Source organism: Paenibacillus odorifer (assembly GCF_000758725.1).
Lineage (GTDB): Bacteria > Bacillota > Bacilli > Paenibacillales > Paenibacillaceae > Paenibacillus_AQ > Paenibacillus_AQ odorifer.
The window spans coordinates 5,983,996-5,997,262 of the sequence record NZ_CP009428.1 but is presented as its reverse complement, the minus strand read 5'-3'; the positions used below and the strand labels follow the sequence as shown (position 1 = coordinate 5,997,262).

The following is a 13,267-nucleotide window of genomic DNA, read 5'->3' as shown; positions in this document are numbered from 1 at the left end:
GTTATTGCGCATTATTTATTGCCAAAAATTAAATTGTTCACAAATGATTTTTTCCTGAGGGAGTCTGGCTTATTGACATTTTTGCTTTCAGTTAGCATAATTAAGACTACATTATAATTATTTTAAATAAGAAGCGACGTCACTGCCGTCTAATTCAAGGAGGATATAGATATGTATAAATCAATAATTGTTGGAACCGGACCGGCGGGGTTGACTGCTGCTATCTACTTGGCTCGTGCCAATTTGAACCCACTAGTAATCGAAGGACCCCAACCTGGCGGACAATTGACCACCACTACAGAAGTGGAGAATTTCCCGGGATTTCCTGATGGGATTATGGGTCCAGACTTAATGGATAATATGCGTAAACAAGCTGAACGTTTTGGTGCGGAATTCCGTACGGGTTGGGTGAACAGCGTAGAACTTGGAGAACGTCCTTTTAAGCTTAATGTTGAAGGGTTGGGTGTTCTTACGACGGATACCTTGATCATTTCCACTGGCGCTACGGCAAAATACCTCGGTATCCCAGGCGAACAGGATAATGTGGGACGCGGTGTGAGCACCTGTGCTACCTGTGATGGATTCTTCTTCCGTAATAAAGAGATCGTGGTTGTTGGCGGTGGTGATTCTGCGCTTGAGGAAGCGGGTTTCTTGACTCGTTTTGCCTCCAAAGTAACTTTGGTACACCGTCGTGAAGAACTACGTGCTTCCAAGATCATGCAGGATCGCGTTCGCGATAATGTTAAAGTAGCTTGGAGCCTGAATCGTACTCCTCTGGAAGTAACTTCTGGAGATAAAGGCGTGAGTGGACTAAAAGTGCTGAACAATGAGACAGGACAAGAAGAAATCATTGAAGCAAGCGGAGTGTTTGTGGCAATTGGCCACCATCCTAACACTGCATTCTTGGGTGGACAAATCACAACTAATGCTGAAGGTTATATCATGACTAATCCCGGTACTTCTGAAACTAATATCCCAGGCGTATTCGCTTGTGGTGATGTGCAGGATACCCGTTATAGACAAGCGATTACGGCAGCAGGCAGTGGATGTATGGCAGCTATGGATGCTGAGAAATACATTGAAAGTCTGGAACATAGCGCGGTCATTCTGTAATTTGGTATAGAAAACTCCCAGTGCTACAATAAATAACATAACTGTAATCTTCCATAGGAGGTCTAATGATGGAAAATGTAATTGTATATACTTCAACAAATTGTCCACATTGCCGTCAGGTGAAGAGCTTTTTGAGCGAAAAAGGCGTAGCCTATGAAGAACGTAACATCGAGCAGAATGATGATTACGCACAGCAGGTTTGGGATATGGGAATGAGAGCTGTTCCTGTAACTGTAATTGGTGAGTACAAAATCGTGGGGATGAACAAAACTCAGTTCGACAAAGCATTGGCGACTGTTAATTAAATAAGATTTCTGCGAAGAAATTCAAAAGGTCGCTTCCATTTTGGAGGTGACCTTTTTGTGGTCTAGGTATACAAAAATAGCCTGACGCTTATATGCGCAGGCTATTTTTTATGATGTAAATCGCAAAGTTCAATTTAAGCTTGAGTGAAAGAGGTAATGATCTGAAATAGGACGTATACAGCAACACCGCTGCCGATCAGAATGAATCCTGATTTCTTTTTGGCTTGAAAAAAACGGAGCACACCGAGACTGATCAAAGGGGCAATAATGAGCAGAAAAAGCAACACAGTGATGAACATCTGTGCCGAGATATCAGACGTATCAACATAGGTCATGGACTCGCTCTCCATTTCAAAAAAGGGGTTGTAGTGATAAATGTCACACTAACTTATCCTTTATTATATAGGATTTAAGTTGCTTTTACTGCACTTTTGATCCACCTAAATGCGGCAATTTTACGTCAATTCTATCCGCTTATGAATTTCACTCGTGAAACTGTCCCGCAAAATCGTTGTCCATTAGACTACATTAAACGGTGACCCGAATATCGCCTAGAAAATGCATAACCGCAGAGAACCCCGCGCCTATCATCGTGCCCCGGCTGCCCAGCTTAGAGAAGGTAATCTCGAGCTGCTGCTTATGATAAGGAAGCGTACGCTCCGCGACAACCCCGCGAAGAGGCTCCCCTAACCAGGCTTCTGCTTCGGATAAAGCTCCACCGATGACAATCAGCTCTGGATTAAAGCTATTGATTAGATTCGTTACTCCGATGCCGAGATATTCACCCATAGATGAGAAGTGGCGCAAGGCGTCTTCTTGTCCAGCGGCTGCATAACGGACCAGTTCTTGTGTAGTATGAGCAGGGAGGGAGAACTCGGAATGGTCATAGGTTTTCTCCGAGGCATATAGCTCCCAACAGCCACGACTCCCACAACTGCACGGCTTGCCTTTTGCTTCAATCGTCATATGTCCGGTCTCGCCGGCATATCCTCGTGCACCTTTGTACAGCTCGCCGCCAATAATAATACCGGATCCGATCCCTGAACCCGCACTGATGTAGAGCAGATGTCTAACATCTTTTGCCGCCCCAAAGTTCAGTTCACCTTGTGCACCTGCGTTAGCTTCGTTATCAATAGTAACTGGAACCGCGAATTCCCCCTCCAAAATACCCCGCAGGTCGACCATTTCCCAGCCAAGGTTGGGAGCAAAAAGAACAACCCCGTTCTCATCCACCATCCCGGGGACACCTACTCCGATGCCGACGATACCGTATGGGGATTCAGGTGCTTTATCAATCAAGTCTGAGATTATTTTTTTCATCCGTTCCAGTACATAAGGCAGCGCATGATTATCCAGAGAGAAATCGCTTTCGAAAAGAATGCCACCACTTAAATCACATAAGACGGCTGTCAGCTGCTTCACTCGCAGCTCTATGCCGATTACGCTGCCAGCCATGCTATTAAAATGCAGCATTAGCGGTTTACGGCCGCCACTGGATTGACCTGGTCCAACTTCAGTCACTAATTCTTGAGCGCATAGCTCTGCCACCAGATTGGATACGGTAGCTTTATTCAGTCCGGTCATCTCTGAAACCTTGGCGCGCGAGAGCGGAGAGTTCCTTCGAATAGTATGTAGTACGATCGATTTATTGATTTTTTTGACCAGCGCCTGATCTCCGGTAACCTTCACGAATCACACATCCTTTTTAGCATAGTTCCCTTTTGTTGTATGCCACTTAGTCTAGAGTGATGTGCTGGAAATTGCAATACATCGGCAGAAAAGAGGAAATCTATGTTTGTTGGATTTTTTGAATATTAAACGGATAGGCAAGGGAGACTTAAAGAGGCGGAAATTTTATAAAAAAACTTTGTTTAACCAATATACAAAGTCAAAAAGATGTGTTAAGATGATGCTGTAAACGCTTGCTAGCGTAGCACAATATGAGGAGGATTACACAATGGCTTATTTTGAGACAGTGAACAAAATCTCTTACGAGGGAAGCCGTTCCACCAACCCTTATGCATTTAAATTCTACAATCCTAAAGAAGTCGTAGCCGGCAAAACTATGGAGGAACATCTGAAATTTGCAATGGCTTATTGGCATACATTAACTGCTGGCGGTTCTGATCCGTTTGGCGCTGAAACTGCAATTCGCAGCTGGGACAAATTGAGTGGTCTTGATAAAGCTAAAGCTCGCGCTGAAGCAGCATTCGAATTTATGGACAAGATGGATCTGCCTTACTTCTGCTTCCATGATGTAGATATCGCACCAGAAGGCGCATCTTTGCGTGAGTTCTACAGCAACATCGACACTATCGTTGATATCCTTGAACAAGGCATGAAGACTTCCGGCAAGAAATTGCTGTGGAATACAGCTAATATGTTCACTAACCCACGTTATATGCACGGTGCAGGTTCTACACCTAACGCTGATGTTTTCGCACATGCAGCAGCACAAGTGAAGAAAGGTCTGGAAGTTGGTAAACGTCTGGGCGCAAGCAACTATGTATTCTGGGGCGGCCGTGAAGGTTACGAAGAATTGCTGAATACAGATATGGGTCTTGAACAAGATAACATTGCACGTCTGTTCAGCATGGCTGTAGATTACGCTAAGGAAATTGGTTTTGATGGTCAATTCCTGATCGAACCTAAACCAAAAGAGCCTACTAAACATCAATATGATTTCGATGCAGCAACAACAATTTCGTTCTTGCAAAAATACAAGCTCGACAAGCACTTCAAGCTGAACCTTGAAGCTAACCACGCTACGCTTGCAGGTCATACTTTTGAACATGAACTTCGTGTAGCTCGTATTAATGGCATGCTTGGATCACTTGACGCTAACCAAGGGGATACACTGCTTGGTTGGGATACTGATGAATTCCCAGTTAACATCTACGATGCAACACTTACTCTTTATGAAGTATTGAAGAATGACGGTCTTGGCAAAGGCGGAATTAACTTCGATGCTAAAGTACGTCGTCCTTCCTTCGAGCCAGAAGATCTGTTCTTGGCACACATTGCTGGTATGGATACTTACGCAAAAGGCTTAAAAGTTGCTGCTAAATTGATCGAAGATCGCGTATTCGAAGACTTCGTTGACAAACGCTACAGCAGCTTCACTGAAGGCGTTGGTGCAGACATCGTTTCAGGTAAAGCAACATTGGCTTCTTTGGCTGAATATGCTTTGAACAATGAGAACCCACGTCCTAACCAATCCGGACGTCAAGAATACCTGAGAGCTACCCTTAACCAATACATCTTGGCTGAGTAGTTTTTACAGGGAGCTTGAAGCTTAAGCTTTGAGTCTAGTTTGAACAAATGCAACGGGGGTTGCTGAAGAGAGCATTCTTCGGCAGCCCCCTTTTTGTAGCCAAAACTAAGCGGATGCTTACGAAGTAAGTTTTATTCGAAGTAACTCAACGTAGTAAACGCTCATAAAACTAAGCAGATGCTTACGAAGCGAGTTTTATTGCGAAGAGAATCAAGAAGCTAAGCTCCATAAAACTTTTAGGAGGTCAAAAATGAAATACGTTATAGGTGTTGATTTGGGGACTAGTGCAGTGAAGACTGTTCTAGTGGACCCGCAGGGGAAGGTGGCTTTTGAGCATTCCGAGTCCTACCCGCTAAGCAGACCCCAACCGAACTGGAGTGAGCAAAATCCTGAGGATTGGGTAAAAGGTACGCTGGTCAGCCTGCGCCGTCTGATTGAAGTATCAGGCATAGACCCGTCACAAGTAGACGGTCTAAGTTTCTCCGGACAAATGCACGGATTGGTACTGGTAGATAAAGAAGGGCAAGTGCTGCGTCCAGCTATTCTTTGGAATGATACCCGTACTACTGCACAATGCCGTAAGATTGAGAAGACGCTTGGAGCGAAGTTGATCGATATCGCTAGAAACAAAGCATTGGAAGGTTTTACACTGCCTAAGATTCTGTGGGTTCAAGAGAATGAACCAGAAGTATTATCACAGGCGCATCAGTTCCTGCTGCCAAAAGATTATGTGCGTTATCGGTTGACGGGTGATTATGCAATGGATTACTCCGATGCTGCCGGAACGTTGCTATTGGATGTAGGCTCTAAAGAATGGAGCGCAGAAATCGCAGAGGCTTTTGAACTTCCGCTTTCTCTTTGTCCTAGATTGGTAGAATCCTTTGAACAGACTGGAACCTTATTGCCGGACATTGCTGAAGCATCAGGTCTTTTATCTTCAACGAAGGTATTTGCTGGTGGTGCAGATAATGCTTGTGGCGCGCTTGGAGCGGGTGTATTGGGAGAAGGCCGGACCATGTGCAGTATTGGTACATCTGGTGTAGTTCTTTCTTATGAGAGCAATAAAGATTTGAATCTCGAAGGCAAAGTCCATTTCTTTAACCATGGTGAAAAAGATGCCTACTATATTATGGGGGTTACACTAGCTGCTGGTCATAGCCTTACGTGGTTTAAAGAAACCTTTGCGGCAGACAAAAGCTTTGATGAGCTGTTAAGCGGAGTTTCCTCTATTCCAGCTGGCAGCGGCGGCCTGTTATTCACTCCTTATATTGTAGGAGAACGTACACCACATCCAGATGCGAATATTCGCGGAAGCTTTATTGGTATGGATTCAGGGCATACGTTGACGCATTTTACACGTGCAGTATTAGAAGGCATTACCTTCTCACTGCGTGAATCCATTGAGATTGTACGTGAGTCAGGCAAAGAGATTACAGAGATCATTGCAATTGGTGGTGGAGCTAAAAATGAGGCTTGGCTGCAAATGCAGGCTGATATTTTCAATGCATCTATCGTGAAGCTCGAAAGTGAGCAGGGTCCGGCAATGGGAGCAGCTATGCTGGCGGCTTATGGAAGTGGATGGTTCACATCCCTTGCGGAATGTGCAGAAGCGTTTATCCGTCCTGCTGATGTATATAAACCAGATCCGAAACAAACGGCAATCTATGATGGTTTATTCAACCTCTATCAGGAAGTTTACGGCCAGACCCGCGAATTGAATAACAAGCTGGCTGCATATCGCCAATAAAGCGCCATTTATCTATCTGTCTGATATAAAAAAAGGTCTTTCGCATCTGGCGGAAGGCCTTTTTAAAGACCATCTTCTTTATAGAGGTGATGAACGGCAATATTCAAAAATGTTGCCGTTTTCATTTTTCTTCTGTAAAGTATGGAATATCTCCAAGGTAGTGGCAGCCTGTACATGAGATAGTGAAGGTTTCGGGGGGCGAAAGGCCATGTTTCAATGGTTTGTTAAGGTGCTGAATGACATCAAAATCCGCAATAAGCTGCTGCTTGCTTTTTTACTGACTACACTTTTGCCGGTATTACTGGTAGGTGGTTATCTTACGATTGAGATGAGGACCATGGCGTTTGAGAACGCACTGGAGCAAGCTTCAATTAACGTAGATCGGGTAAAAAAAAGAACAGAAGAAGTCATCGGTGTATCGCAAGATATAGCGTATCGATTGTCCAATGATGCCCGGCTGAAAAAACTCGCCATACGCCAGTATGTAAGCACTTATGATGTGGTTGAGGCTTATCGGGATTACACTGATATGCGTGAATACCTAAGATTATATAAAGACATATCCAACATACGTTTATACACTGATAATGCTACGCTGCTTAACAACTGGGAGCTGATCAATCCTTCGTCTGCCATTAAGGAGAGCCAGTGGTATCAGAGAGCACAGCGGTACGATAGCCTCGTCGGTTGGGAATATATAGAGGATGAGCGTGATCAGCGGAATTATTTAAGCCTTGTCCGCAAAATCGAGCTGGAGGGCTCCAGTAAAATTGGCGTGCTCGTTATTAATGTAAACAGTCACCAGCTAACTTCAATTCTGAGCCAGGAATCATTTGATACCATGATCGTGGATGATCAGGATAACATCATTGCTGCGAACCGGAGCGATCGAACAGGAAAGAAACTGGCAGATGTTTCTTTTGATACAAAGCTTTTGGGGCAAGGAAGCGGGAGCTATGAGGCAGAAGTAGATGGTGAAGCCTCCAAAATAGTGATAGAAGAACTTAAACCACAAGCCAGCCGTAACGCCCTGCGAATTATTTCTGTTTTTTCTATTGATAGTATAGTCAAAGAACCTAATCGGGTGATTAAGCTTTCGATTACCGTGATTGCCGTAAGCGTTTTATTGGCCTTTTTAATCATATATAGTTTCTCTTCGTTATTTTCACGTAGATTATTGCAGTTAAGCAGACATATTAACCGCGTTAGTACGGGTGATTTTGACACTTCATTAAAAATTGATGGCAAAGATGAGATTGCTCTGCTAGCTCGTCAGTTCAATTCTATGGTGCGGAGTATTAACGATTTGATGTTCGAGGTACAGGAATCTAATGACCAGAACAGTCTGCTGGAACAGAAACAGAATGATATCCGTTTTAAAATGCTGGCAAGCCAGATCAATCCTCATTTCTTGTTCAATGCGCTGGAATCTATTCGTATGGAGGCCCATATGAAAGGGCAAGTGGAGATTGCACGGGTAGTGCGTCTTCTTGGCAAAATGATGCGCAGTAATCTGGAGGTAGGCCGAAGTAAAATTTTGCTTAGCCAGGAGCTTGAAGTGGTTCGTTGTTATTTGGATATTCAGCAATTCCGTTATGAGGATCGTTTGAAATATCAATTTATTGTAGACCCTGCCGTCGAATCGCTCTACATCCCGCCGCTGATTGTGCAGCCGCTTGTGGAAAATGCGGTGATTCATGGGCTGGACAACACGATGGATGGAGCAATGGTTACGGTGAATATCAAGCGTGAGCAGAATCATGCGGTCTTTACCATTACCGATAATGGAGCCGGGATCACTCCGGACAAGCTGGAGCTGATCCGTTATACCCTTGAGGTTCGTGATGAGCAGGAAGAGGCACGGATCGGGCTGCGCAATGTACACGACCGTTTGAAGTTATCCTACGGTGTTGAATATGGACTGAATATCGAAAGCCGGATGAATGAAGGAACATCTATTACGTTTCGTATTCCAATGGAGGACATAAATCTATGATCAAAGTATTGATTGTTGATGATGAGCCAAAGCTGCGGGAAGGCCTTCGGGCTCTAATCCCTTGGGAAGAGCTGGGGTATACGGTGGTGGCTACGGCCGCCAACGGCTTGCAAGCTCAGGAGAAATATCATATTTTTTATCCGGAACTGATTGTGGTGGATATCCGCATGCCTGGTATGGACGGGCTGGAGTTAATCGGTGAGCTGCGTGAAGAAGGCTCGACCAGCCATGTGCTGATTTTAAGTGGTCATGCGGACTTTGAGTATGCCAAACGAGCCATTTCTTACCGCATTGACGGCTATTTACTGAAGCCGGTGGATGAGGAAGAGCTGATCAACTATTTGGAGGAACTCAGAGTCACGATCGCTCAGGAAGATCGCTTTAGCCGCTGGAATGAAGAGGAGCCTGCCCGTAATCGTGAAAGCCTGATGCGTGCATTGCTGCAGCCTTCAACTGCGGAGGAGGGGGTGAATGATCCTGCTAAGCATGCGGCAGCACTGGGTCTTAAACCAGACCGTGTCGAAGTGATCCTACTCGAACTACTCGCGCCTGCGGGCGGCAGTGAGGAAGGAGAGCGGGCTGTTAAGGCCGCGGTAGAACAGTATTTTGGCAGCAGTGAAGAGCGGATGTTTTTCACGATGCCGCCATATATTGGATTCCTGCTGCAAGAGCCGCTACCAGGAGAGCAGGAACAGGAGCGGCTGATGGAAGAGCTTTCTTCCTTAATTTGTCGCGAGGGATACGACTTCAGCGCAGCAACGGGAGGCCCTGTAGCAGGACCAGAAGAGGCGGCACAGTCTTTTCAAGTGGCGCGTGAACTGCTGCGCCGGGCATTCTTTTACCGCAAAGGGATTCTAATCAGCGCCGATCTCTCCGGTATGTTGTTTCCTGGAGTGGCGGAGGCGTACGCCGAAGAAGGGCAGGATGCGGAGAGCCGCCTAATGCTGGCTGTTGAAACCGGAAGCCGCGCTGCCATTGAACCGCTAGTGGATACGATCTGTGCGGAGCTACTGGCTGCGGGCAGTGAGGAGCAGCAGATCAAAGATACATTTGTGCGGATTCTCAGCACGGTGTTGGCCCGTCTCGAACCGGTCTATCCAGAGATTCGCAGCAATGCCGCTAAGCATTCCCCGCCGATCGGTGAGCTCTACCATAGTCACTATCTGGTAGACCTGCAAGAGCAGGCCGTCAATTTCATGGCGGAGATCGCCGATCAAATGTCCAGTGGCAGCAAAGGGAATGAGATCAAAAAAATTACGGAGCTAATCAACCGCCGTTACAATGAGAATCTTAAGCTTGAGACCTTATCCGAGTTATTTAATTACAACAGCGCATATCTAGGTAAAATGTTCAAGAACACTACCGGTGAATACTTCAATACGTATGTTGACAAAGTGCGGATTGAGAAGGCGAAGCAATTCCTAGCACAAGGCATGAAAGTATATGAGGTGGCCGAGAAAGTAGGGTACATGAACCCCGATTACTTCAACGCCAAGTTCCGTAAATATGTAGGGCTCTCCCCGAGTTCTTTTCGCAAAAACATCTAAAATAGAAGCCCAAAAAGCCACAGTTGCAGTTCAGGTATAACCTGAGCTTTAGCTGTGGCTTTTTTTTCTTAAATTAAAGCTACTTCACTAATAATAAATCTAATCGTTGCTGCAATTCTTGATTTGCAGGGTCTTTTAGAAGGGCTAGAAGTAACTCTTGAATTTGATCCATCTTTTTAAAAGGTTCATTTTGCACATATTTGTCATGTATTCTGGTTTCCAAGGTATATCCATAATCGAACCCTAATGTTGAATACGTCGAAAGGGCAGCAATTTTACTCGCTTGCTCTACAGCAAGAATGCTTGGTGTTGAGGATCGTTCTAATTCCAGTCTTAGACCGTCGAGTTCTGATGTCAGATTAAGGTCCAACCTATCCATTAATCTGTTATGACTTACGTTGTTATTGAATTGAAATAAATTTAGTGTCAATAATACTGCGGCGATAATCAATAATAATACCTTGATGTTTTTGTTTTTCATTGCTCTCCTATTACCCTCCTTCAGGAAAAGAAATTGCAGGTACAACAGATAATGTCGACTCGGCATGTGCATATAAGGAATATGTATCTGAAATAGTTGAAGTACTGATGTATCAGGTAATATTTTCTAGCTAAGAAGATATTAAAGTAATTAATTTTAATTGAACCATACGGAGGTTTTCGTTGAGGAGCAGGGCAGGGGTTACGGGTATACTTGTTACGCCTCATCTGAGAGCACATTACAGTCTTCATTCGCGGGTATGACGGACTCCAGAGTCGTTATTTGGGCTATTTCGAGTCCAATTTCGATTTATCGGACTCCATGTACGTTATTAGCTGCAAATGTTCTCCAAAAGGTGGTTTTTTAAGTGAATAAGGTCTTTATAGTCCGCCTAACACAATAAGATGTGCAATTTGCTTAAATAAGGTCATTTCAGACCGCGCCTTCGCTTCCGGCCACGTTCACTTATAGAACGTTAGCTCGGGGCGTTTTTTAATTATGGGGTGAAGTATTAATTGTGTGAAATAGACAGGGGATTAAGCATCGTATTGATTTATGAAATTAAATAATTTCACTTGATTTTATTTTCAGTAAATTCATGATTATTTTCAGTGTTTTCAACGATGTATCCGCTTTATTTTGGCTCTAAATCTCTAATTTTCACCTGATTTTAGGTCGAATTTATAGGGTACTGCAATCGCTTACAGAGATTTAGAATATAGACATAGAGAGGAGGGGCTTTATGAAAGCGGACACAGTAACTTCTCAAATCCCGCCGGATACCCGAACACGCAACAAAAAGCCTGCTTCAGGAGGACGGTTTTGGAGAAGCTTTAAGAATCAAAAGTACTTATGGATGATGTCGATACCTTTTGTGATCTGGGCATTCATCTTCAGTTATCTCCCGTTATGGGGTTGGACGATGGCTTTTCAAAAGTACAAGCCCGCACGTGGCTTTTTTGAACAAGAATGGGTAGGTTTTGAACACTTTAAGACACTGTTCAGTGACTCGCAATTCCTTCTGGCGCTGCGTAATACGCTAGCGATGAGTGGAATGGGTTTGGTCGCAGGCCTTATCTTTCCGATAACGTTTGCAATATTGCTTAATGAAGTGCGTCTCGGTTTCTTTAAACGATTTGCTCAAACAGTCTCGTATTTGCCTCACTTTGTATCATGGGTGGTTGCAGCAGGGATTGTAACTAAAATGTTATCTGGTGAAAATGGTATTGTAAACGATATCTTGTTAGGAATAGGATTCATAGACGCACCTATCCAGTTTATGGCCCAGGGCCATCTCTTCTGGGGAATCGTTACCTTATCGGATATTTGGAAAGAGACCGGATGGAATGCCATCATCTACCTTGCAGCTATCGCAGGTATTGGGCCTGAATTGTACGAAGCAGCCCGAGTAGACGGTGCCAGCAGACTTCGTCAGGTATGGCATATTACACTTCCGGGTATTCGCCCAACAATTACTGTACTACTCATTATGTCGATTGGTAATTTGCTCAATATCGGCTTTGAGAAGCAATTCCTGCTTGGAAACAACCTCGTTACCGACTATTCTCAGGTGCTAGACCTGTATTCACTGAAATACGGACTGGGCATGGCGAGATATTCCTACGGTACAGCGATCAATATATTCAACTCAGTGATCAGTGTAATTCTACTGTTTACGATTAATGGAATCTTCAAACGCACAACAAAAGAGAGCCTTCTGTAATACAGAGGGCCCTTCAACCCAATCGTGGCAGCAAATTGCCCTTTTCATGAAAGGAGAGCGTTACCGTGGGAGAATCAGCTATCACCAGAAAGTCATGGTCAGACCGGATCTTTGATTTCTTTGTATATTTTGTAATCCTGTTCGTAGTTGTAATCACGATTTATCCGTTTTTGAACGTGCTTGCAATCTCACTAAATGATTCAGTGGATAGTGTGCGCGGTGGAGTTACCATCTATCCCCGCCAGTTTACTTGGGACAATTACTTGAAAATCTTCACCTTCTCGGGATTAATCACCGGGTTTAAAATATCCGCTTTGCGGACAGTTGTCGGTACTCTATTCGGACTGATCAGTGCCTCGATGCTGGCGTTTACGATCAGCCGCCCTGACTTTGCAGGCCGTAAATTCGTTTCCACATTCTTGGCAATGACCATGTATATCTCTGGAGGAATGATTCCTATATACATGCTGATCAAGGATCTGCATATGATGAACAGCTTTGCAGTTTATGTCCTACCTGGATTGGTCAGTGCTTTTAACGTTTTCGTCATCCGCTCCTTTATCGACGGCCTGCCATATGCATTGCAGGAATCGGCGAAGCTAGATGGAGCCAATGACTTTACCATCTACTTCCGGGTCATTTTGCCACTGATGAAACCAGCGTTAGCAACAATTGCGCTGTTCCTAGCAGTAGGTCAATGGAATGCTTGGTTGGATACTTATCTGTACAATGGTTCGAGCCCTAACTTGACCACATTACAATTCGAACTGATGAAGGTTCTGCAGACCACAACCAGTGGTAACGGAGGCGACTACCGCTCCAACATTGCTTCGCTGGCTTCCAATCAGGTCTCACCGGAGTCGCTCAAAATGGCGATTACGATTGTCGTAACCGTACCGATCCTGTTGGTTTATCCGTTCATTCAGAAGTATTTTGTTAAAGGTATGACACTTGGTGCTGTGAAGAGCTAATCACAGTTCAACGGGGGGAGCTTAGTCTCCCCTATGCTTAAAACCTATTGTGTATCCGTTTTCTTTTGGCAAGCTGGGTAAAGTATTAACAGGTCTTCACCTGTGATACG

At 44.5% G+C, this 13,267-nt stretch carries 11 protein-coding genes; 8 read left to right on the top strand and 3 right to left on the bottom strand.

Features of this window, described 5'->3' with window-relative positions; all coding sequences use genetic code 11:
* The first annotated feature begins 171 nt into the window (after nt 1-171).
* Together trxB and PODO_RS26140 are read left to right on the top strand one after the other, a co-directional pair.
* The gene (gene trxB, locus PODO_RS26145; RefSeq protein ID WP_036680254.1) at nt 172-1,113 is read left to right on the top strand and encodes a thioredoxin-disulfide reductase; all 942 of its coding nucleotides are present in this window, start codon (nt 172-174) and stop codon (nt 1,111-1,113) included.
* Nucleotides 1,114-1,181: 68 nt separating this feature from the next.
* A complete protein-coding gene (locus tag PODO_RS26140; protein ID WP_036680252.1) occupies nt 1,182-1,418 on the top strand; it encodes a glutaredoxin family protein in 237 nt (78 codons plus the stop codon).
* A 134-nt stretch (nt 1,419-1,552) separates the two neighbouring features.
* Here PODO_RS26140 and PODO_RS26135 read toward each other — a convergent pair whose 3' ends face one another.
* Both PODO_RS26135 and PODO_RS26130 read right to left on the bottom strand, forming a co-directional pair.
* Nucleotides 1,553-1,753 carry a hypothetical protein gene (locus PODO_RS26135; protein ID WP_036680251.1) on the bottom strand — a complete coding sequence of 67 codons (201 nt, stop codon included), beginning with the start codon at nt 1,751-1,753 and terminating at the stop codon, nt 1,553-1,555.
* A gap of 193 nt (nt 1,754-1,946) precedes the next feature.
* A complete protein-coding gene (locus tag PODO_RS26130) occupies nt 1,947-3,107 on the bottom strand; it encodes an ROK family transcriptional regulator (RefSeq protein ID WP_036680250.1) in 1,161 nt (386 codons plus the stop codon).
* 268 nt (nt 3,108-3,375) lie between these two features.
* On the opposite strand from PODO_RS26130, the gene xylA reads away from it, so the two are divergent.
* From xylA to PODO_RS26110, 4 genes are all read left to right on the top strand, one after another.
* The gene (gene xylA, locus PODO_RS26125) at nt 3,376-4,692 is read left to right on the top strand and encodes a xylose isomerase (RefSeq protein ID WP_036680248.1); all 1,317 of its coding nucleotides are present in this window, start codon (nt 3,376-3,378) and stop codon (nt 4,690-4,692) included.
* A gap of 250 nt (nt 4,693-4,942) precedes the next feature.
* On the top strand, nt 4,943-6,439 hold the full coding sequence (gene xylB, locus PODO_RS26120) for a xylulokinase (RefSeq protein WP_038573349.1): 1,497 nt from the start codon (nt 4,943-4,945) through the stop codon (nt 6,437-6,439).
* 208 nt (nt 6,440-6,647) lie between these two features.
* Nucleotides 6,648-8,435, top strand: coding sequence for a sensor histidine kinase (locus PODO_RS26115; protein ID WP_038573347.1), 1,788 nt, complete (start codon nt 6,648-6,650; stop codon nt 8,433-8,435).
* Nucleotides 8,432-9,982 (top strand): response regulator transcription factor, encoded by a 1,551-nt coding sequence (locus PODO_RS26110; protein ID WP_038573346.1) that lies wholly within the window; start codon nt 8,432-8,434, stop codon nt 9,980-9,982. Before PODO_RS26115 ends, PODO_RS26110 begins: the two co-directional genes overlap by 4 nt.
* A 79-nt stretch (nt 9,983-10,061) precedes the next feature.
* On the opposite strand, the gene PODO_RS26105 is transcribed toward PODO_RS26110, so the two are convergent.
* Nucleotides 10,062-10,463 (bottom strand): hypothetical protein, encoded by a 402-nt coding sequence (locus tag PODO_RS26105; protein ID WP_038573345.1) that lies wholly within the window; start codon nt 10,461-10,463, stop codon nt 10,062-10,064.
* Between the two features lie 742 nt (nt 10,464-11,205).
* On the opposite strand from PODO_RS26105, the gene PODO_RS26100 reads away from it, so the two are divergent.
* Both PODO_RS26100 and PODO_RS26095 read left to right on the top strand, forming a co-directional pair.
* Nucleotides 11,206-12,186: an ABC transporter permease gene (locus PODO_RS26100; protein ID WP_038573344.1), complete on the top strand. Its 981-nt coding sequence runs from the start codon at nt 11,206-11,208 to the stop codon at nt 12,184-12,186.
* Nucleotides 12,187-12,251: 65 nt separating this feature from the next.
* Nucleotides 12,252-13,157 carry a carbohydrate ABC transporter permease gene (locus PODO_RS26095; protein ID WP_036680237.1) on the top strand — a complete coding sequence of 302 codons (906 nt, stop codon included), beginning with the start codon at nt 12,252-12,254 and terminating at the stop codon, nt 13,155-13,157.
* Nucleotides 13,158-13,267 lie beyond the last annotated feature (110 nt).